Raw genomic sequence first — 19,600 nt, 5'->3', positions numbered from 1 at the left:
CCAGGAAGGGGCGGCCGCCGTGTGTCCACCTCTGGGCGGGGCGCCAACCCGCCGCGTCGGCGACGCACAGCAGGGCGGGTGCGCCCAGGCGGGCCCAGCGGAACGGGTGACCGTGGCGGCCGTCGGCGTCCTCGATGCGGACGGTGAGGCGCTCGTCGACGTCGTACGGGGCGGCCTCGGCCAGCAGCCGTCCGCCGGGGGCCAGCAGGGCGTGCAGGCGGGTGAGCAGGGCGACCGGGTCGCCGCCGATGCCGATGTTGCCGTCCATGAGGAGGACGGTGCGCCAGTGGCCTTCCGCCGGCAGGCGGTCGAAGACGGAGCGCCGTACGGCCCGGCCGCCGAGGCGTCGGGTGCGGGCCACGGCGGCCGGGCTGACGTCCACGCCCAGCGCCGGCAGTCCCTGGGCGGCCAGTGCGGCCACCATCCGTCCGGGGCCGCAGCCGGCGTCGAGGACGGGGCCGGTGCAGCGGCGGAGCACGCTGGTGTCGGCGGCGTCGGGGGCCGCGCACCAGCGCTCGACGTCGAGGGGCAGCAGGTCGTCCTGCCAGTCGGGGGCGGGTGGGGACGGGTGCGGTGCCAGGCGGCGCAGGTGGAGCGGGCCGGTGCCGGTGCGCAGCGCCTGGGCGTAGGGGTGGTCCGTCCAGGGGTCGGCCGGCTCCGCGGCGGGCACGCGTCGGCCGTCGGGCCGGGGCGGTGTGCGGGCGGCCAGTGCCTGGCGGCCGGCGCCCCGCATCGGTCCGAGGTCGGGCAGCCGTTGGTCGAGGCCGGGCAGCACGACGTCGAGCCGTGCGGGGAGGGGAGGTGTCTCGCTCATTCCCCTCACCTTACGAAGACAAAAACGACATAAGGGACTCGGTGACCTTACGGAACACTGACGTCCCGGACCGCCTCGGCCGGCGGATGAAGAGGGGTGCCAGACTCGGTGAGGTGAAACGCGTACTCGTCGTGGACGACGATCCCACCGTCTCCGAGGTCGTGGCCGGCTATCTGCACCGGGCGGGCTTCGCGGTCGAGGTGAGCGCCGACGGCCCGGCCGCCGTGGCCCGCGCCGCGGCACGCCCGCCCGACCTGGTGGTACTGGACCTGATGCTGCCGGGGATGGACGGACTGGAGGTCTGCCGCCGCCTGCGCGAGCAGGGCCCGCTCCCGGTCATCATGCTGACCGCGCGCGGTGACGAGGAGGACCGCATCCTGGGCCTGGAGTTCGGGGCGGACGACTATGTCACCAAGCCCTTCAGCCCGCGGGAGCTGGTCCTGCGGGTGGAGTCCGTACTGCGCCGGGCCGGCGCGCCGACCGCGGCCGGGAGCGCGGCGGCGGAGCCCTGGCTGCGGGCCGGTCCGCTCGCCCTGCACCCGGCTGCCCGGCGCGCCACCCGCCATGGCACCGAACTCGCCCTGACCATCCGGGAGTTCGACCTGTTGGAGTTCTTCCTGCGGAACCCGGGGCGGGCGACGAGCCGGGAGGAACTGATGCGCCGGGTGTGGGGCTGGGAGTTCGGCGACCTGTCCACGGTGACCGTCCATGTGCGGCGGCTGCGCGAGAAGGTCGAGGACGACCCGGCCCGGCCCCGGCTGATCAGCACGGTGTGGGGCGTGGGCTACCGCCTGGACGCTCCCGCACCGCAGGAGAACGACGGAGACGGAGCCGGCGATGCTCGGTGACGCGCTGCTCATCGCGCTGTACGCGGCGGCCGGCGCGGCCGCCGCCGGACTGGTCGGGACGGCCGCCCTGCGGTTGCTGCGGAACCGCTCGGTCACCGTCTCCCTGGCCGTGGTCGCGGCCGTCACGGTGGCGGCGATGCTGGCCGGGACACTGCTGGTGTCCTGGGCGATGCTGCTGTCCGATCACGACCTGTGGGTGGTGACGACGGTGTGCGCCATGGCGGCGCTGGTGTCCCTGGCGGTGGCCCTCGTCCTCGGGCGCGGCGTCGTCCGGGGCAGCCGCGCGCTGACCGAGGCCGCCCGCGCGCTGGGCGACGACGGCCGCTTCACCCCGCCCGCCACCGCGCCGACGGCCGAACTAGCCGAACTGAGCCGGGAGTTGGCCGCCACCAGTGCCAGGCTCACCGCGTCGAGGGAGCGCGAGCGGGCCCTGGAAGCCTCCCGCCGGGAGCTGGTTGCCTGGATCTCCCACGATCTGCGCACTCCCCTGGCCGGGTTGCAGGCGATGGCCGAGGCGCTGGAGGACGGTGTGGTGGCGGAACCGCGCGTCTATCACACCCGGATCCGCACGGAGGTGGCGCGGATGGGCACCATGGTCGGCGACCTGTTCGAACTCTCCCGGATCCAGGCCGGGGTCCTGTGCCTGTCCCCCACCCGTATGTCGGTCTACGACCTCGTGGGCGACGCGATCGCCGGCGCCGACGCGCTGGCCAGGGAACACGGCGTACGGCTCGTCGGGGACGGCGTCGAACGGGTGCCGGTCGAGGTCGACGGCCGTGAGATGTCCCGGGTGCTGGCCAATCTGCTGGTCAACGCCATTCGCCGGACCCCCGCCGACGGCACCGTGGCGGTCTCCGCCCGTCGGCGGGACGCCGGTGTGGTGCTGTCCGTCACCGACGGCTGCGGCGGGATCCCCGCGGAGGACCTGCCCCGGGTCTTCGACACCGGTTGGCGCGGCACCGACGCCCGGACCCCGCCCGCCGGCGCGGGCCTGGGCCTGGCCATCGTCCGCGGCATCGTCGAGGCCCACCAGGGCCGCGCGGCGGTGCGCAACGTGCCTGGCGGGTGCCGCTTCGAGGTCCATCTGCCGGCGGCGGGCTGAACCGCACCGGCCAGGCATCCGCCGGCCGCCCGGATCCGGCTCAATCGGGGTCGGCCAGCTCCTCCCGCAGTCCCGCCAACGCCGTGTGGTCGTCGTCGTTGCCGAGGTGGGGCGCGGCGAACCAGCGGGTGTACGCGGCGATCTCGGACAGCCGCCAGTCGAGGGCGAACAGCTCCAGCAGCGCCGGATCGTGCGGCACCGCGGCGCCGGCGGCGAGGAGATCGCCGTAGTCCCGCTCGCGCGGGGCGAGGGCCAGCGATTCCCAGTCGACCAGCCGCAGCCCGAAGGGGCCGACGAGTTGGTTGGCGTAGTGCGGCTCACCGTGGGTCGGCACCCAACGCTCCCGGTGTGCGAGCGCGCTCCCGGCGAGTCGGTGATAGCGCGCCGTCCAGCGCCGGATGGCGTCGACGCGGGCGGCGACCGCGGTCCGTGCCTCCTCCCCCAGCGGGCCGGTCGTCCATGGCCGGGCGGTGCGGGCCCGCACCTCGTCGGCGAACGCGGGGCCGACCTGCGGGGCCCAGACAGGCAGGCCCGCCGGCGGCTCGGTGCCGTGCAATGCGGCCAGTGCGTCGGTGACTTCACCGAGGTGGGCGGGCTCGCGGGCCTCCGCTTCGGTCGGCGTGCGCCCGTCCAGCCACGGCGTCACACTCAGGGCGCCGCCCGCGACGGCGACGGTGAACCGGCCGGATCGTTGCGGCAACGGTGCGCACACCGCCGCCAGTCCGCCGGCGGCCAGCGCGGCGGCCCCCGCATAGGCCGCTTCCAGCGATGCCGCGGTGTGCCGGGGCGCCAGCTGGTCCAGTGTGACGAACAGCGTCGTGCCGCCGCCGCAGATCCGCCAGTGGTGGGCGCCGAATCCCCAGGGGAGATAGCCGGCCGCGGTGATCCGCGCGTTCTCGGGCAGCCAGTGTTCGGCGACCGTGCCTGCGATGACGTCGTCGCTGAGGGAAGGCGGGCGGGAGCGCATGGGCACCGACCCCATCACAGTGCGGCGTTGCGGGCACCCCATTTTCCGCCGGAGGCTGCCGAGTTCATCCGGATCGTGGACGCGACGCCCCATCGCGCTCCCGCACCCTCTAAGCTGACCGGTGCAGCTGGTTCGCCCCGTCCGCCAGGCGGGAGCGTCGTAAGAGGGAACCCGGTGGGAATCCGGGACTGCCCCGCAGCGGTGAGTGGGAACGACCGCCGTCATACGCACTGGCCCCGAGGTACGGGTCTGGGAAGCGACGGCCAGTAGGTGTCCTTGTAGGTGAGGACGTGCCCGCGAGTCCGAAGACCTGCCATCTGCCCGTGTGCGAACGACTCGTACGCGGACATCCCGGTGACCTCGAGGGCGGGTCGGCGTTCATACCAGGCGGACTCTCGTGCCTTGCCATGCACCCGCACGCCGCCCGGTTCGTCGCCCTTCGCGCACTCGTCCTGTCCCCGGGATCTCAGGGATTCATCTCGCGAAGGAGATCTCCGTGACCACCAAGTCCGCAGTCGCGGCAGCACGGGCCACCGTGTACGGCTACCCCCGGCAGGGCCGCCGCCGGGAACTCAAGAAGGCCATCGAGGGATACTGGAAGGGCCGCGTCACCGCGGACGCCCTGCGCACCACGGCCGCCGAACTGCGCCGCACCAACTGGCAGCAGCTCGCCGAGGCCGGCATCCACGAGGTGCCGACCGGTGACTTCTCGTACTACGACCACGTCCTGGACACCACCGTCATGGTGGGGGCGATCCCCGCGCGGCACCGCGCCGCCGTGGCGGCCGACGCCCTGGACGGCTACTTCGCCATGGCACGGGGCACGCAGGACGTGGCGCCGCTGGAGATGACCAAGTGGTTCGACACGAACTACCACTACCTGGTGCCGGAACTGGGCCCGGACACGGTGTTCACGGCCGACTCGGCCAAGCAGGTCGCGGAGCTGGCCGAGGCGCTCGCGCTCGGCCTCACCGCGCGGCCCGTGCTCGTCGGCCCGGTCACCTACCTCCTGCTCGCCAAGCCCGCGCCGGGCGTACCCGCCGACTTCGACCCGCTGACCCTGCTGGACCGGCTGCTGCCGGTGTACGCCGAGGTCCTCGCCGATCTGCGCGCGGCCGGCGCCGCGTGGGTGCAGCTCGACGAGCCGGCGCTCGTCCAGGACCGCACGCCCGCCGAGCTGAACGCCGCCGAGCGCGCCTACCGCGACCTCGGTGCCCGCACCAACCGCCCGAAGCTGCTGGTCGCCTCGTACTTCGACCGGCTCGGCGCGGCCCTGCCGGTGCTGGCCAAGGCCCCCGTGGACGGGCTCGCGCTGGACTTCACCGGGGCCGCCGCCGCCAACCTGGACGACCTCGCCGCGGTCGGCGGGCTGCCGGGCAAGCGCCTGGTCGCGGGGGTGGTCGACGGCCGCAACATCTGGGTCAACGACCTGGAGAAGTCGCTGTCCACGCTGGGTACCCTGCTCGGGCTGGCCGAGCGGGTCGATGTGTCGGCCTCCTGCTCGCTGCTCCATGTGCCGCTGGACGCGTCGGCCGAGCGGGAGATCGAGCCGCAGATCCTGCGCTGGCTGGCCTTCGCGAAGCAGAAGACCGCGGAGGCGGTCACCCTCGCCAGGGGCCTCGCCCAGGGCACCGACACGATCGCCGCCGAGCTGGCCGCCAACCGGGCCGATCTGGCCTCCCGGGCGGCCTCGCCGATCACCCACGACCCTGCCGTCCGGGCCCGTGCCGCCGCCGTCACGGAGGCCGACGCCCGCCGCTCCCAGCCGTACGGCGAGCGGGCCGCCGCCCAGCGCGCGCACCTGGGTCTGCCGCTGCTGCCGACCACGACCATCGGCTCCTTCCCGCAGACCGACGAACTGCGGGCCGCGCGGGCCGATCTGCGCGCGGGCCGGATCGACACCGCCGGCTACGAGGAACGCATCCGCGCCGAGATCCAGGCGGTGATCTCCTTCCAGGAGAAGGCCGGGCTGGATGTGCTGGTGCACGGCGAGCCCGAGCGCAACGACATGGTCCAGTACTTCGCCGAGCAGCTGACCGGCTACCTCGCCACCCGGCACGGCTGGGTGCAGTCCTACGGCACCCGCTACGTCCGCCCGCCGATCCTGGCCGGTGACATCTCCCGCCCGGAGCCGATGACGGTCCGCTGGACGGCGTACGCCCGGTCCCTGACCGGTCGGCCCGTCAAGGGCATGCTCACCGGCCCGGTGACGATGCTCGCCTGGTCCTTCGTCCGCGACGACCAGCCGCTCGGCGACACCGCCCGCCAGGTGGCCCTCGCCCTGCGCGACGAGGTCAACGACCTGGAGGCGGCGGGCACTTCGGTGATCCAGGTGGACGAGCCGGCGCTGCGGGAGACCCTGCCGCTGCGCGCCGCCGACCACCCGGCCTACCTGGCGTGGGCGACGGAGGCGTTCCGGCTGACCACCGGCGGTGTCCGGCCGGAAACTCAGATCCACACCCATATGTGCTACGCCGAGTTCGGTGACATCGTCCAGGCCATCGGCGACCTCGACGCCGATGTCATCAGCCTGGAGGCCGCCCGCTCCCACATGCAGGTGGCGCGCGAACTGGCCGCGCACGGCTACCCGCGCGAGGCGGGGCCGGGTGTGTACGACATCCACTCGCCGCGCGTCCCCAGCACGCAGGAGGCCGCTTCCCTGCTCCGCAGGGGACTTGAGGCCATCCCCGCCGAGCGGCTGTGGGTCAACCCGGACTGCGGTCTGAAGACCCGTGACTGGCCGGAGACCCGCGCCTCCCTGGAGAGCCTGGTCGCCGCCGCCCGTACGGTCCGCGAGGAGATCGAAGGGGTATCGGCCTCCTGACGCATCGACGACGGGGGCCGGGGAAGGGGCGACCGTGCCCCTCCCCCGGCCCCCGTACTCGCAGGCTCCGGACGCCGAACTTCCCTCGAACGGCGATCAGTTGCTCGTATTCCTCGACAGCGTTCCGTCCGACACAGGGACCGTCCACCGGCCGGGCCTACCCCGACAGCAGCATCGCCACGGCCACCAGCGCGAGCAGGCCGACGTACGCACGGGCGTAGAGGCGGTCCGGAATCCGCGGTGGGCGGCGGCGCAGTACGGCGATGACCGGCAGGGCGCCCACGAGCAGCGCCGCGGCGGCGCCGACGTCGACGAGGCCGACCAGATGCACCTGTGCGGAGCCGGCGGGCGGGAGCGCGGCGGCGCCCAGGGAGACCGCGGTGGCCGGGAGGGCGATGGCCACGGTGAGCGGGTTGGCCAAGGCCGTCGCCACCTGCATGGGGTGTCCGGCCCGCCGCACCGCGGGCACCGTCATGACGCTGCCGCCCACGCCGAGGAAGGCCGCGATCGCCCCGATGGGCACGCCGAGCAGGGACGGTATCGGCCGCGGGGCGGCGACGGTCGTCTCGACGGGTGCGCGCGGGCGCAGGAAGCCGGGCCGCAGCAGCAGATCGACGATGGTGAGCGCCACGTATCCGACGAACGCCCAGCGGACCAGGGCGGCGGGGGCAAGTCGGGTGGCGAGGGCGCCCGTTGCGGCACCGGCCGCCAGCAGGAGGAGCAGTGCGCCGCTGCCACGCAGGGCGACCAGCACCCGGCGTGGGGTGACGGCCGTGGCGAAGCCCGCGTTCACCACCATCACCAGGGCCGAGGTGGCGGTGGCCACCCGCATCGCGTTCGCGCCGAGCACGGCGTCCGCCCACACCACCACCGGGACCGCGACGAACCCGCCGCCGAACCCGAACAACACGGTCGTCACCCCGGTGAGGAGCCCGATCCCGATCAATGCCACAACGTCCATGGACCCACTCCACCAACTCCACCGGCCTGCTCGCATGCGAAGATCGGCATCGTTCCTTCGCGTCTCGGCCAGTACAGTGGCCGGGTGCGGAACATCGCCCTGGACGCCGTCGACCACGTCGACCGGGCGGTGCTGCCGATCGGCACCGACTACCCGTCCGGGCATGTACTGGACTGGCACGAGCACCGGCGTGCCCAGTTCCTCTACGGCGCCACCGGCGTGATGGTCGTCGACACCGCCGAGGGCACCTGGACGGTTCCGCCCGAGCGTGCCGTGCTGATTCCGGCCGCCACCCCCCATCGGGTCCGCATGCTGGGGGTGAGCACCCGGAGCCTGTACCTCGAGCCGGCGGCGGTTCCCTGGTGGCCGGCCACCTGCACCGTCGTGGACGTGCCCGCGCTGCTGCGCGAACTGCTGCTGAGCGCCGTGGAGTTCGAGGCCGACTACAGCCTGTCCGGCCGGGAAGGGTGCATCGCCGCGCTGCTCCTGTACGAGATCGCCGCGCGCACCCCGCTGCCGTTCCATGTCGCGATTCCCTCCTCCGGCGATCTGGCGGCGCTCTGCCGCGCCTACCTGGCCGCCCCGGATGTGGGCGTCACCAATGCCGCGTGGGCCGGCCGGGCGGCCATGAGCGAACGGGCCTTCACCCGCCGGTTCCGGGCGGAGACCGGCGAGAGCCCCGCTGTCTGGCGGTCTCGCGCCCGTCTGCTCGCGGCCGTTCCGCTGCTGCGCACGGCGTCCGTCAGCGAGGTCGCCGGCCGTCTCGGCTACGCCTCCCCCGCCGCGTTCACCGCCGCCTTCACCCGCGCCTTCGGCCTGCCGCCGTCCCGCTTCACCACGTCCCGCTAGAGCGGAGCCCCCGGTGCGGGGCGGCCCGGCCGGGGGGAACCGGTGACCGCGGCGCAGGGCGTTACGGCCCCCCGGTGTCTGCGAGGGTGACCGCGAGAGGTAATAAATACGGAAAATGCTTGGTAATCTTCCTGTTCAGCGACGCGCGTGAAGGATCCGCATGACTACGCCCACCCCACCCGACGGTTCCACGACCGCGGATCGCCAGACACCGGAGCACGACCCGTGGGCCCCGCCGTCGCCCGACGCGGTCGACGTGCCCCGCCCCGCGACACCCCCGGCGGCGTATCCGGCCGCGTACCCGGTGCCGACCGGCCGGCCCAACAACGGCATGGGCATCACCGCCCTGATCCTCGGCCTGGTCGGGGTCGTGCTGAGCGTCTTGATCTTCCTGTTCTGGCTCTCCTGGCTGCCCGCTGTGCTGGCCGTGATCTTCGGCGCGGTGGGGATGAGCCAGGCGCGCAAGGGCCGCGCCACCAACAAGGCCATGGCACTCAGCGGACTCGTCCTGGGCATCGTGGGTCTGCTGATCACCGCCGGCAGCGCGGTGTTCGCCGTGGTGATGGTCAAGCACGTCGTCGACGACGCACGCGCGAAGGTCAAGCAGGAGAAGGCCGCCGAGGCGTCGGCGGCGGCCGAGGAGGAGAAGCGGCACCTCTCCTTCGGTGCGGCGTACACCTTCGGCAACGGACTGAAGGTCACCATCTCCAAGCCGGCCCCGTTCACCCCGGACGCGTACGCCAACGGCCACGCCAAGGGCAACAAGGCCGTTGAGATCACGGTGACCGTGGTGAACACCGGCTCCCGGCCGGCCGACGTCGAGACCGGTATCCCCAACGTCAAGGACGCCGACGGGGACTCGGCGCAGCTGGTGATCGACGGCAGCGGCCGCCAGAAGGTCATCACCGACGCCGTCCCGCCCGGGAAGACGGCCGTCGGCAAGTACGCCTTCTCGCTGCGGCCGGAGGCCGCCGAGCAGGTCGAGGTCGAGTTCAGCCCGGACGCGCTGAAGTGGGACGACGCCTACTGGAGCGGTCCCACCCCCTGAGGCGCGCAAACGCCTGAATCCCGCACCGGCGGAGCGTGGGCCGGACGTCTCCCGGCGTCCGGCCCACCTACAATTTGGCTCCGAACGGTCGCGGACTGTCGGGTGCGCGGCCGGGCCGTACACCGGCGACCGTAGGAGGGCCCGTGCCAGGCCAACGTTCCCTCATCGAGGCCGAGAAGTTGGTGGAGACCAAGCTCGGCGGCGTCCCGATCGGACATGACCAGATGGCGGTGGTGGCCACCATCTACCGGGCGGCCGCGACCGTTCGGCAGCACCTGGAGAACTCCGTGCTGCGCGGGGCGGATCTGACGTGGACGGCGTTCGTCGTGCTGTGGGTGATCTGGATCTGGGGCGAGTCGGAGACCCGTTACGTCGCCGAGGAGGCCGGGATCTCCAAGGGCACCCTGACCGGCGTCGCCCGCACCCTGGAGTCCCGTGGGCTGGTCCGGCGGACCGGCCATCCCGAGGACGGCCGCCTGGTGCTGCTCAGCCTGACCGAGGACGGCGAGGCGCTGATGCACCGTCTGTTCCCGCAGTTCAACGCGGAGGAGGTGTTCGTCACCGAAGCGCTCGACGCGGCGGAGTGCCGGCGGACGGCGGAGCTGCTGCGCCGGATCGTGGTGCAGGTCGAGACGCACGGCGAGGAGCGGCGGACGGAGCTGCTGGACGGCGCGGAGCCGGCGCCCCGCCGCAGCGGACGCCGGCCCAGGACCTGACCCCGGCGCCGCTCCGGGCAACGGCCGGGGTCGGCCTTCATGACCACGGCCAACGGGTCGCGAAGGCCGACCTGCGGGAGGCGGGCTCAGCCCGTCCTTGCCTTGAGGGGTTCGCCGACCGGGGGCGGGCAGTTCTCCTGGATCTTGTACTTGAGCGCCTCGGGGTAGTCGCGCCGCGCGAGGGCCACCCGTACCACGATCGGGCCGCGGTTGATGGGGTCGGTGGGTTCGCCGATCTTCTTGAAGAGGTCGGTGAGTTGCTGGTGCCTGGTGATGCTGACGCCGTGCATCGGGTGCTTGTCGTCGCCGAAGACCTCGGCGAGCTTCTCGTAGCGCCAGGGGTGGAGGTCGTTGTAGAAGTCGGCGCCGTCGGAGGACGGTGTGCCGTCCGCCTTGTAGTAGCAGGGGTGGACCAGCATCTGCTCGATGCCGTAGAAGCCTTCGTTGTCGAGGACGAAGACCACGGGTTTCAGGCCCTGCCGGACGTGGGTGGACAGCTCCTGGCAGGTCTCCTGGAACGAGCCGTCGCCGACGAAGACCATCGGCCGCTTGCCCGCCTGCAGACGCCCCAGGCCGACGCCGGTGGCGAAGCCGACCGAGTAGCCGATGGACAGCCAGCTGTTCTGGGCGACGAACGAGGCACGTTCGGGCATCCGCAGGTTCATCGAGGCGATGAGGGCGAACGCGGCGTCACTGATCACGGTGAACGGCGTGGTGCGCCGCCCGTCCTCCTCACTGACCTGCGACTCCAGGAACGCGTTGACGTGCCGGAAGAGACTGTCGTAGGTGGGACTCTCGGGGTACGAGCCGCCGCTGAGGGTCTCCAGGAAGGCGGTGACGCTGTCGGGGACGTCCAAGCCGGCCTCGTGTGCCTGGGCGTAGTAGTCGGCCGTGAAGTACCCGGGGCCGAACGCCTCGACGAAGGCTTCCCGCAACGCGGGGATGAACTCGCCGAGTTGGACGTCGGGGAAGTACAACGCGCCGACGTGCACGCCCTGGTGGGCGGCGACCGCCCAGTCGGCGCCGATCGAGCGGACGCCGCCGAGGTTCTTCGACGTCGCCCAGGTACCCAGTCCGATGCGGCAGCCGGCGTTCTGGAACATCGACGCCACGTCCGGGTTGCTGGCCTTGCCGTTGTAGACGCCGGAGAAGCCGGGGGTGTCCTCGGAGATGACGGACTTGGCGCCGATGGTGGTGCAGTACGGGATGCCGGTGTCGCGCACCAGCTTCTCGAACTCGTCGGCGAGGTTGAAGCGGTCGATCTCCTCACCCGCCCACAGGATCGGGTTGTAGTCGTGATCCCGTACCAGTTCCACGCATGCCTGGACGGCGGCGTTGAGCATCTTCACGTTGCGCGGGGTCAGCGGGCGCTCGCGGCGTGCCAGGCGGCCCTGCGGTGCCGGGCAGCGGGCCTCCCAGACATCCTCCATGAACTCCAGGTAGACCGGTCTGCGGTGGGTCAGGCACGCGGTGATCGCGCTGTCGATCTGGCTGGGGGCCAGTCCGGGGTTGGAGATCGCCTGGGCGTCGACCGTGACCTGCCGGTAGACGTCGAGGTTGCTCTCCGGGCGCTGCGACATGTGCGAGGTGAGCAGGCCGATCGCCTGTTGGTTGAGCCACTGCTCGTAGGAGGGGGCGCCGTTGATGGCGATCAGCGGGATGTATTCGGTGTAGCCGCCGCCGATGGCGTTGAGCAGGTTGAACGCGCCGACGCCGTAGGTGACGGCGACCGCGCCGATGCCCTGTTCGCCCTGTACGGTCCGGGCGTCGGCGACCTTGACCCGGGTGTAGGCGTCCGCTGCCTGGCCGGCGCCGCCCTCGGTGGGCGTGCCGACCCAGCGGACCTTGGTCTTCTCGTGCAGGGTCGACAGGAACGGCCCCAGATGGTTGCCGGGCACGCCGAACAGGTGGGTGATGCCGAGCTGTTCCAGGCGGACCGCCAGGTATTCGGCGACGGTGCAGGTGTCGTTGCTGGTCATCGGGTCAGCGCTTTCTCTCGGGTGGGCTCCGTTGACGCGGCGGCCGCGGGCCGGCCGGTGGCTGTGGTGATGCCGGCCTCCGGCGCGGGCGCTTCGTTGACGGCGATGGCGGCCCGGACGGCGGTCTCGATCGCGCCCTCGATCCAGGCGTGCTTGAGCGAGACGTGCTCGCCGGCGAAGTGGACCGGTCCCTCGGGCCGGACCACGTCCAGGTGGAAACTGGTCATCTGGTGCGGGGTGTAGACGGCCGCCTCACCGCAGGCGTACGGGTCGCGCAGCCAGCTCTGGGTCTGGCCCGCGCCGGTGAAGAACACCTCGATCCGGCGGCCATGCACCGCCTGGAGGTTCTCCAGGGCGTAGCCGTAGCGCTCGGCGTCGTCGAAGGAGTCCCAGCGGGCGGCGTCGTCGGACCAGGAGTAGGCGGCCAGCACCACGCCTCCGTCGCTGTCCGGCACGGGGTGGGAGGGGAAGTACATGAAGCGGTTGGGGTTGTCCGTGGTGGAGCCGCCGCCGTGGGCGTTGGTGGCCGGCCGCACTCCGCCGCGCAGTCGGGAGTGGTGGTAGTACTCCACCTGCTCCTCGCTGATCCGGGTCTCGTCCACGCTCGGGTGGGCGCCGAGCAGCCCGGTGCGCAGGTTCCGCAGGCCCTGCGGCAGGGCCAGCGCGGCCTCGGCCTCGTCCTCGCCCCACTGCTGGTAGTACTCGTAGAGGCCGGGCGCGATGTCGTCCAGCTCGCGCTTCCAGTCCGCCTCGGTGAACTCCCACCAGCGCCGGGAGAACTCCAGCAGCACCTTGGTCGCCTGGTCGTAGTGGGTCTCGATGACGGCCCGGCGCTTCTTGTAGGAGAACGGCGGGGCGACCTTGACGAACCGCAGGCTGGAGAAGGGGATGGTGACGATGGCCAGGTCGCCGGTCCAGGTCTCGGTGGCCGCGTAGGGCTCGCCCTCGGGGACGGTCTCGATGGCGACGGCGGGGCCGCCGGGTCCGGTGAGACCGCCCTGGTGGCCGTCGCGGCCCGGGTCGTAGTACTCCAGGCGGACCATCCGCTGGCCCATCACGATCTGGTCCTGCAGCTCCTTGGCGAGCGCTTCGGGCAGCCGGCGGCTGCCGCCCTCGATCTCCCAGTACGTGGCGTGGGGATCGATGTCGCTGCGGCCCAGGAGGCTGTGGAAGAAGGCCAGGTGCAGCCGGGAGGTCATGTTCTCGATGGTGCCGATCGCCTCGACGGCCTCGTCGCTGAACTCCGCGTACTCGCGGAGGAAGCGGCCCATCGAATAGCCGTCGAAGTCACGGATGACGTCGGCCCAGCCGGCCAGCCACTCCTCGAAGGGCTTGTTGACCCGTTTTCCGTCGTGCTGCTTGACGGAGTAGTAGTCCCGTACCGGTTCCAGTGCCTGGTTGACCATGTCGGCGACGGTCATCCGGGTTTCGCAGCCGGTGAGGTGGAAGCCCTCGTTGAGCCGGGAGGGGTCGGTGGCGTACTGGACGCGCCGGACCTGCTCGCGGTTGGTGCGGATCCAGGTGTGGTAGCGCTTGTCCGGCTCCTTGAAGGCGGGGTTGGGTTTGCCGTTGGTCCAGGTCGTGTCGCCCTTGAAGGACTTGTAGACGACCGGCGGCACGGGCGGCTGCTGGTTGCCGGTGTCCGGATCGACGTCGACGTTGAAGAACAGCCGCCGTGTGAGGCCCAGCTTGTCGACGAGCGCGAGGGTCAGCGGATGGAAGCTGGGCAGGCGCATCGCCCCGGCCTCCGCGTACTGCGCCGGGTCGGTGAAGGGCGACGGCTGTCCCTTGGCGGTGTGGAAGGTCTTGATCCGCCCGCCGACGCGGTTGGCGTTGGCCTCCAGGATCGTCACGTCGTGTCCGGCGCGGGTCAGCAGGTCCCCGGCGACCAGGCCGGCGATCCCGGCCCCGACGATGAGGATGCGTTTGGGTGGGCCGGGCGGACAGAGTCCGTTGTCGATCAGTACGTCGAGGTAGCGCAGCTTGAGGTCCTCGTTGGCGGGCGCGGGGCCCACCAGCAGCAGTTCGCGGGCCAACTGCTGGTAGGTCAGCTCGTTCGCACGCTCGATCGCGGTGGTGCGGGGTCGTGCGGTGGCGTCTCGGGAGGGGGTGTGCGGGTCGTTCATGGGGAGGTTCAGCCGTTCTCGTGGAGGGGCGGCGCAGCGGTGGCCCGGGGCGGCGCGCACCGGCCCGCCCGGCCCGGTGCGGACAGTTGTGGGACTGGTCGTGGGACTCGGTACGGAGCGGACTTGGCATATTCCGAAGTCAGCTTCCGCACGGCAGCGCCCCCAGCCCATCACCGAACGGGGCGCTGCGCATGTACAGCGGGCCGAACGTGGGCACGGCGGGCACCGGCGGCGGCGTTCCCGGTCGGCGTCGTCCCGGAGCCGGCCCCTGCCCGGTCCTTCGTCCCGACTTCTACGGCGAGGTCAGGGGCATCCGTCCAGTACGAGGGCGTTCTTGGCGCGCTCCACGGACGCCTCGTCGGCCGGTGCGCCGGGGTTCTCGGTGGCCAGTGCCTGGTTGAGCGCGACGAACGGGCGCATCCGCTCCTCGTAGGTGGCGAACGCCGCTCGGTGGTCGCCCCCGGACCGGCGCAGCGCTTCGGCGAGGACGTAGGCGCCCACGAGAGCCAGGCTGGTCCCCTGGCCGGAGAGCGGTGAGGCGCAGTATCCGGCGTCGCCGAGCAGCGCCGTCCGGCCGTGCGACCAGCGGTCCAGGTGTACCTGTGTCATCGCGTCGAAGGAGAAGTCGGGCGCCTCCCACAGCGCCTTCAGCAGCCTGGGGGTCTCCCAGCGCAGCGCCGCCATCCGGTCGGCCACCACCTGCTTCTGCCGTTCGGGGTCACGGTCGGCGGCGCTGCCGGGCTCGGCCGCGAAGCCGAACGAGATCCGCAGCTCGGTGTTGTCCCGCACGGGATAGATCCCGTAGCCGGTCTCGCCGTCCCTGAGCCAGACCTGCCAGTCCGCCAGGCCCAGGAAGTTGTCCGCGCTGAAGATCGCCAGCTGCATGCCCAGCGGACGGGTGAAGCGTTCCTCCGGCCCGAAGCCCAGGCGCCGTACGCACGAGTGCAGTCCGTCGGCCCCCACGACCAGGTCGAACGTCCGCGAGCGACCATGCTCGAAGGCGACCCGCACGCCGTCCGTGTCCTGGTCGAGTGCGGCGATACTGTCCCCGAAGAGGAACTCGACGCCGTTTCCGGCGCGTTGGTGCAGCAGGCGCACCAGGTCCTCGCGCAGCAGCTCGATGTCGTCACTGTCGAGCCGGCCGCTGCTGAACGTCGCCTCGGTGGAGCGGCTGATCTCCCGACCGTCGCCGTCCAGGACGGACATGCCCCGCATCCGGGTGCGATGGGCGCGGGCCGGTCCCAACAGCCCCATCCGGTCGACGACTTCGAGCGCGACGCCCCGGATGTCGACCGCCTGTCCGCCACGGCGTATCCCCGGCGCACTGTCCACCACCGTCACGGCAACGCCCTCCCGACGCAGGAGGGAGGCGAGCGCGGTCCCCGCAACCCCGGCACCGGAAACAAGCACCGACTTCATGACCGCAGACTCCATGCGCGCAGTCTTCATGTGAGCAGTCTTCATGTGAGCAGTCTTCATGTGAGCAAGCCCTTTCATACGCTGTACGCGGCTGAATGTACGGCGTATGCACAGCGCCGCCAACTGCCCTTCCTGGCCTGCTGTTCTAGTCCAGCGGCAGCTTTTCCACCCTTCGCGCTGGTAGGGTCTGCTCTAGTACAGCTGCCAGGAGCGCGAAAAAATACTCAGGGAGCCGACGACATGGCCGCGACCTCCGACCCGCCGTTCCGGCGCATCGCCGACGAGATCGGGCGACGCATCCTCGACGGCACCATCGCCCCGGGCGAGCGCGTGCCGTCGACGCGGCAGATCGCCCGTGAGTGGGGAGTCGCACTGGCCACCGCCACCAAGGCGTTGACCACGCTGCGCCTGGAGGGACTGGTCGAGGCCCGCCCCCGGGTCGGCACCGTGGCGGTGGCCCAGGACCGTACGCCGGCGCCGGAACGGCCTTCCGCACCCAGGCGCCGCTCGCCCTCCCCGGCCGCCGCCGATCACGAACTGTCCCGTGAGCGGATCGTCCGCGCGGCGACGGAGATCGCGGACAGCGAGGGACTGGCGGCGGTGTCCATGCGCAGCGTCGCCGCCCGGCTCGGTGTCGCCGCCATGTCCCCGTACCGGTACGTGACCAGCAAGGACGACCTGGTGCGGCTGATGGCCGATGCGGCGTTCGGCGAGGAGAGCTATCCGGCCACCCCGCCGGAGGACTGGCGCGCCAGGCTGGAACTCGGTGCACACACCCTGTGGCGGATCTACCGCAGACACCCCTGGCTCGCGCAGGTCGACACGCTCACCCGCCCGCTGATGCTGCCGGAGCTGATGGTCCACGCCGAGTGGGCGCTCGCCGCCCTGGACGGCCATGGCCTCGATCCGGCGACCATGTTCGACCTGCACGTCCTCCTCTACAGCTATGTGCAGGGCATCGCCGTGCACCTGGAGCGGGCGGCCCAGGCCGAGGCGGCCACCGGGTTGTCCGCGGACCAGTGGATGGACCGCCAGACCTCCGCCTACGAGGCGATCGTCGCCGCCGACCACTACCCGGTGTTCACCCGCACCGCACGCAGTCTGGACGGCGGCTACGACCTCGACCTGGACGCCCTGTTCACGTTCGGTCTCAAGCCGCTGCTCGACGGTATCGCCGTGGCCGTGCAGGGCGGACCCGCCCACCGCACGAGGAAGTGAGCCGGGCCCTCCGCCCGTTCCGCCCCTCCGCCGCCCGATCACGGCGGGTGGGTGTCCTCGGCCGGCGGGGAGTCCGGCCACGAGCGTGTGGAGTCCGGCGGGTCGGCCGCCGGTGCTTCCTCGTGCGCGGAGTGGCCGAGTCCGCCGAGGCGCAGACCCCGCCCGGTGTGCCGGCCGCGGTGCACGGTGGGTGTGCGGTGCAGCGCGATGAGTGCCGCGTCGTCGGCGAGGCGCCCGCCGACATGGGCGAGGAGATCGCGCCGGATGTGGTGCAGCAGCGCCTCCGGGCTGGCGCCCGTCCACTGGGCGGCCCGTTCGCCGAACGGGTAGAAGCCGCCGGCGGCGTCGCGGGCCTCGATGACGCCGTCGGTGTACAGCAGCAGCGTGTCGCCCGGCTGGAAGGAGACCACGTCCAGGGAGTAACCGGCCGGGCCGATGGCCCCGATGCCCAACGGGGGCGCCGGATGCAGGCTCGGGGCGGTGACGGCGCCTCCGGGGCTGAGCAGCAGGGGCGGGGGGTGGCCGCAGCTGGTCATGCGGGTGATGTGGTCGCCGTCGGGGATCTCCAGCAGGAGCGTGGTGGCGAACCGCTCCCCCGCCTCCTCCGCCGGTTCGAAGTCCGTGAGGTAGCGGGCGACGCTCTCCTCCAGGTTGGCGGCGAGATCGGGCAGGGTGGTGTGCCGGTGGGCGGCCTCGCGGAAGGCCCCCAGCAGCACCGCGGCCTCGCCGATGGCGGACAGGCCCTTGCCGCGTACGTCTCCGATCATCACCCGGACCGCGTTGTCGGTGCGGGTGGCGGCGTAGAGGTCCCCGCCGATCTGGGCCTCGTTCTCGGCGGCCAGGTACAGACAGGCGATCTGCAGCGGCCCGATCCGTTCCGGCAACGGCCACAACAGCACATGCTGGGCGGCCTCGGCCACCGACCGCACCTGGGCCAGCTCCGCGCGGTGCCGTTCCCGCGCCAGGCAGTAGAAGACCACCAGGGCCGACAGCACCGCGATCGCCAGGATCTGCACCAGCACATTGCGAGTGAACAGCGCGTCGAAGTGCCAGCCGATGAAGGCTTGCGCCGCCACGGTCAGCAGCCCGATCACCCCGGTCGTCCACGGTCCGGCGAACGACGCGGTGATGGCCGGCGCGATCACCAGCAACGGCCCCAGATGCACATCGGCCGGCACCAGCAGATCCACGACCGTGATCGTCACGATGAGCACGACCGGAATCAGCAGCAGCGCCTGGCTCGACTTCCACGGCTGCCGCATACCGGCAACGAGCTGCCGGGTGGCCACCCCTCCACCATGCACCGCCCCCTGTCGGCGCACCACGCCACCGGCGAGGCGTCAGCGGGCGAGGCGGGGGAAGAGCGCCTCGGCGTTGCCGCGGTCGATGGCCCGGGCCTGACCGGGAGCGTAGTGGGGGTAGGTCTCCAGGTGGTGGTTGTAGTAGGTGCCGGCTTCCTGGGGTGCGAAGGGCCAGTCACTGCCGTACAGGACGTGGCCCGGTTCGGCGAAGGCGAGCAGGGCGGGCAGGGCGCTGGGGCCGGCGGACAGGGCGGTGTCGAAGTAGAAGCGCTTGAGGTCGCGCAGCACGTCGTCGGCGTCGCGGTCCGGGTCCACGGCGAGGGGGGCCAGGCCGGCGAAGCGGTAGGCGGCGTAGGGCAGGAAACCGCCGCCGTGGGAGAGGATCACACGGAGGCTCGGGTGGCGGCGCAGCACGCCGTTGAGCACGAGGTCGAGGGCGCTGCGGGTGGTGTCGAAGACGAAGTCGGCCAGCGGAGCGGGGGTGCCCGGCAGCAGCGGCAGCGGGGGCTGGGCGGGGTGGACGAAGACGACGGCCGCCCGCCGGTCGAGTTCGTCCCACAGCGGCTCGAAGTCCGGGTCGCCGAGGTAGCGGCCGTGCGCGTTGGACATCAGCACGACGCCGTCGGCGCCCAGGGTGTCCAGCGCGTGGACGGCCTCGGCGAGGGCCGCGTCGACATCGGGCAGGGGAACGCCGGCGAAGTGGCCGAAGCGGTCGGGGCGGTCCTTGACGACCTCGGCGGTGTACTCGTTGACGGCGCGGGCCAGGGTGCGGGCCTCGGCGTCGCCGGCCAGGTGGACGCCGGGCGCGGTGACCGAGAGCACACCGGTGGCGATGCCCTGCCGGTCCATCATCGCGATCGCGCCGTCCGGGCTCCAGGCCGGGACGGGCCAGCCGCCGGACACCAGCAAGGGCGCCGCCGCCCACCACCGGGGTCCCGCCGCCGACCGGGGCGGCGTGGAGGAGCTGGCGCAGGCGGCCGACCAGCTGTTCTACGCCATGCGCCGCTCACGGGCCGCCACCGTCGGCCGCTCCGCGGCCGGACTGTCCATGGCCCAACTGGCCCTGCTCGCCCCGCTCATGGAAGACGCTCGGGGCGACGGCCTACCGGTCGGCAGACTCGCCGCCAACGCCGACATCAGCGTCCCCACCGCCATCCGGATGCTCAAACAACTCGAAGCCAACGGCGTGGTCACCCGACGGCGCTCCGAGCACGACGAACGCCAGGTACTCATCCGCCTCACCGACGACGGCGCCCAGCGGCTGACCACCATGCGCACCGAACTTCGCGCCCGGCAGTCCCAGGCACTGTCGCAGTTCACACCCGACGAACGGCACGCCCTCGCCGCCCAACTGCACCGTCTCGCCGGCATCATCGCCGACACGATGACCGGACCGGAGCCCCGATAGGGGCCCGCCGGGACGTGGGC

16 protein-coding genes and 1 riboswitch are annotated in these 19,600 nt (G+C 72.2%); of the genes, 8 read left to right on the top strand and 8 right to left on the bottom strand.

Annotation, left to right across the window (positions count from 1 at the left end):
• Window positions 1–733 (bottom strand): class I SAM-dependent methyltransferase (locus tag B073_RS40325; protein ID WP_078508064.1); only part of this gene is annotated, 733 nt, incomplete at its 3' end.
• A gap of 194 nt (window positions 734–927) precedes the next feature.
• On the opposite strand from B073_RS40325, the gene B073_RS0118405 reads away from it, so the two are divergent.
• Together B073_RS0118405 and B073_RS0118400 are read left to right on the top strand one after the other, a co-directional pair.
• Entirely contained in the window at window positions 928–1,662 is a 735-nt protein-coding gene (locus tag B073_RS0118405) for a response regulator transcription factor (protein WP_018539554.1), read from the top strand.
• Entirely contained in the window at window positions 1,652–2,764 is a 1,113-nt protein-coding gene (locus B073_RS0118400) for a sensor histidine kinase (protein ID WP_018539553.1), read from the top strand. The genes B073_RS0118405 and B073_RS0118400 overlap by 11 nt, the downstream gene beginning before the upstream one ends.
• 40 nt (window positions 2,765–2,804) lie before the next feature.
• On the opposite strand, the gene B073_RS0118395 is transcribed toward B073_RS0118400, so the two are convergent.
• The gene (locus B073_RS0118395; RefSeq protein WP_051094062.1) at window positions 2,805–3,731 is read right to left on the bottom strand and encodes a phosphotransferase family protein; all 927 of its coding nucleotides are present in this window, start codon (window positions 3,729–3,731) and stop codon (window positions 2,805–2,807) included.
• A 111-nt stretch (window positions 3,732–3,842) separates the two neighbouring features.
• A riboswitch (cobalamin riboswitch) is annotated at window positions 3,843–4,064 on the top strand.
• A 163-nt stretch (window positions 4,065–4,227) separates the two neighbouring features.
• Between B073_RS0118395 and metE the strand changes: the two genes are divergently transcribed.
• Window positions 4,228–6,555 (top strand): 5-methyltetrahydropteroyltriglutamate--homocysteine S-methyltransferase, encoded by a 2,328-nt coding sequence (gene metE, locus B073_RS0118390; RefSeq protein ID WP_018539551.1) that lies wholly within the window; start codon window positions 4,228–4,230, stop codon window positions 6,553–6,555.
• Between the two features lie 157 nt (window positions 6,556–6,712).
• Here metE and B073_RS0118385 read toward each other — a convergent pair whose 3' ends face one another.
• Window positions 6,713–7,516 (bottom strand): sulfite exporter TauE/SafE family protein, encoded by an 804-nt coding sequence (locus B073_RS0118385; RefSeq protein ID WP_018539550.1) that lies wholly within the window; start codon window positions 7,514–7,516, stop codon window positions 6,713–6,715.
• A gap of 84 nt (window positions 7,517–7,600) precedes the next feature.
• Here B073_RS0118385 and B073_RS0118380 point away from each other — a divergent pair, with 84 nt between their 5' ends.
• From B073_RS0118380 to B073_RS0118370, 3 genes are all read left to right on the top strand, one after another.
• Complete coding sequence (locus B073_RS0118380) at window positions 7,601–8,365, top strand: AraC family transcriptional regulator (RefSeq protein WP_018539549.1); 765 nt, start codon at window positions 7,601–7,603, stop codon at window positions 8,363–8,365.
• 160 nt (window positions 8,366–8,525) lie between these two features.
• Window positions 8,526–9,413 carry a DUF4190 domain-containing protein gene (locus tag B073_RS0118375; protein WP_018539548.1) on the top strand — a complete coding sequence of 296 codons (888 nt, stop codon included), beginning with the start codon at window positions 8,526–8,528 and terminating at the stop codon, window positions 9,411–9,413.
• A gap of 143 nt (window positions 9,414–9,556) precedes the next feature.
• Window positions 9,557–10,129, top strand: a complete 573-nt coding sequence (locus B073_RS0118370) for a MarR family winged helix-turn-helix transcriptional regulator (protein ID WP_018539547.1) — start codon at window positions 9,557–9,559, stop codon at window positions 10,127–10,129.
• A gap of 86 nt (window positions 10,130–10,215) precedes the next feature.
• On the opposite strand, the gene B073_RS0118365 is transcribed toward B073_RS0118370, so the two are convergent.
• From B073_RS0118365 to B073_RS0118355, 3 genes are all read right to left on the bottom strand, one after another.
• The gene (locus B073_RS0118365) at window positions 10,216–12,108 is read right to left on the bottom strand and encodes an alpha-keto acid decarboxylase family protein (protein ID WP_018539546.1); all 1,893 of its coding nucleotides are present in this window, start codon (window positions 12,106–12,108) and stop codon (window positions 10,216–10,218) included.
• Complete coding sequence (locus B073_RS0118360) at window positions 12,105–14,234, bottom strand: flavin monoamine oxidase family protein (RefSeq protein ID WP_018539545.1); 2,130 nt, start codon at window positions 14,232–14,234, stop codon at window positions 12,105–12,107. The genes B073_RS0118365 and B073_RS0118360 overlap by 4 nt, the downstream gene beginning before the upstream one ends.
• Window positions 14,235–14,537: 303 nt before the next feature.
• Entirely contained in the window at window positions 14,538–15,653 is a 1,116-nt protein-coding gene (locus B073_RS0118355; RefSeq protein ID WP_026247508.1) for an FAD-dependent monooxygenase, read from the bottom strand.
• A 240-nt stretch (window positions 15,654–15,893) separates the two neighbouring features.
• Between B073_RS0118355 and B073_RS0118350 the strand changes: the two genes are divergently transcribed.
• Entirely contained in the window at window positions 15,894–16,871 is a 978-nt protein-coding gene (locus B073_RS0118350) for a TetR/AcrR family transcriptional regulator C-terminal domain-containing protein (RefSeq protein WP_018539543.1), read from the top strand.
• 38 nt (window positions 16,872–16,909) lie between these two features.
• Here the strand turns inward: B073_RS0118350 and B073_RS40320 are convergent, their stop codons facing one another.
• On the bottom strand, window positions 16,910–18,133 hold the full coding sequence (locus tag B073_RS40320; protein WP_018539542.1) for a PP2C family protein-serine/threonine phosphatase: 1,224 nt from the start codon (window positions 18,131–18,133) through the stop codon (window positions 16,910–16,912).
• A 78-nt stretch (window positions 18,134–18,211) separates the two neighbouring features.
• Window positions 18,212–19,081, bottom strand: a complete 870-nt coding sequence (locus tag B073_RS0118340) for an amidohydrolase family protein (protein WP_037812020.1) — start codon at window positions 19,079–19,081, stop codon at window positions 18,212–18,214.
• Here B073_RS0118340 and B073_RS40315 point away from each other — a divergent pair.
• Window positions 19,005–19,580: a MarR family winged helix-turn-helix transcriptional regulator gene (locus B073_RS40315; RefSeq protein WP_018539540.1), complete on the top strand. Its 576-nt coding sequence runs from the start codon at window positions 19,005–19,007 to the stop codon at window positions 19,578–19,580. The two genes, B073_RS0118340 and B073_RS40315, sit on opposite strands and share 77 nt — an antisense overlap.
• Window positions 19,581–19,600: the final 20 nt, after the last annotated feature.

Source organism: Streptomyces sp. MspMP-M5 (genome assembly GCF_000373585.1).
GTDB lineage: Bacteria > Actinomycetota > Actinomycetes > Streptomycetales > Streptomycetaceae > Streptomyces.
The sequence above is the reverse complement of the archived record's forward strand: the minus strand, read 5'-3'. Positions and strand labels throughout refer to the sequence as shown.

Coding starts and splice junctions, on each gene's coding strand:
- B073_RS0118355 (WP_026247508.1), bottom strand. CDS start 15,653: ATGAAGTCGGTGCTTGTTTCCGGTGCCGGGGTTGCGGGGACCGCGCTC.
- B073_RS40320 (WP_018539542.1), bottom strand. CDS start 18,133: ATGCGGCAGCCGTGGAAGTCGAGCCAGGCGCTGCTGCTGATTCCGGTC.
- B073_RS0118365 (WP_018539546.1), bottom strand. CDS start 12,108: ATGACCAGCAACGACACCTGCACCGTCGCCGAATACCTGGCGGTCCGC.
- B073_RS0118350 (WP_018539543.1), top strand. CDS start 15,894: ATGGCCGCGACCTCCGACCCGCCGTTCCGGCGCATCGCCGACGAGATC.
- B073_RS0118360 (WP_018539545.1), bottom strand. CDS start 14,234: ATGAACGACCCGCACACCCCCTCCCGAGACGCCACCGCACGACCCCGC.
- B073_RS40315 (WP_018539540.1), top strand. CDS start 19,005: ATGCCCTGCCGGTCCATCATCGCGATCGCGCCGTCCGGGCTCCAGGCC.
- B073_RS0118385 (WP_018539550.1), bottom strand. CDS start 7,516: ATGGACGTTGTGGCATTGATCGGGATCGGGCTCCTCACCGGGGTGACG.
- B073_RS0118395 (WP_051094062.1), bottom strand. CDS start 3,731: ATGCGCTCCCGCCCGCCTTCCCTCAGCGACGACGTCATCGCAGGCACG.
- B073_RS0118400 (WP_018539553.1), top strand. CDS start 1,652: ATGCTCGGTGACGCGCTGCTCATCGCGCTGTACGCGGCGGCCGGCGCG.
- B073_RS0118375 (WP_018539548.1), top strand. CDS start 8,526: ATGACTACGCCCACCCCACCCGACGGTTCCACGACCGCGGATCGCCAG.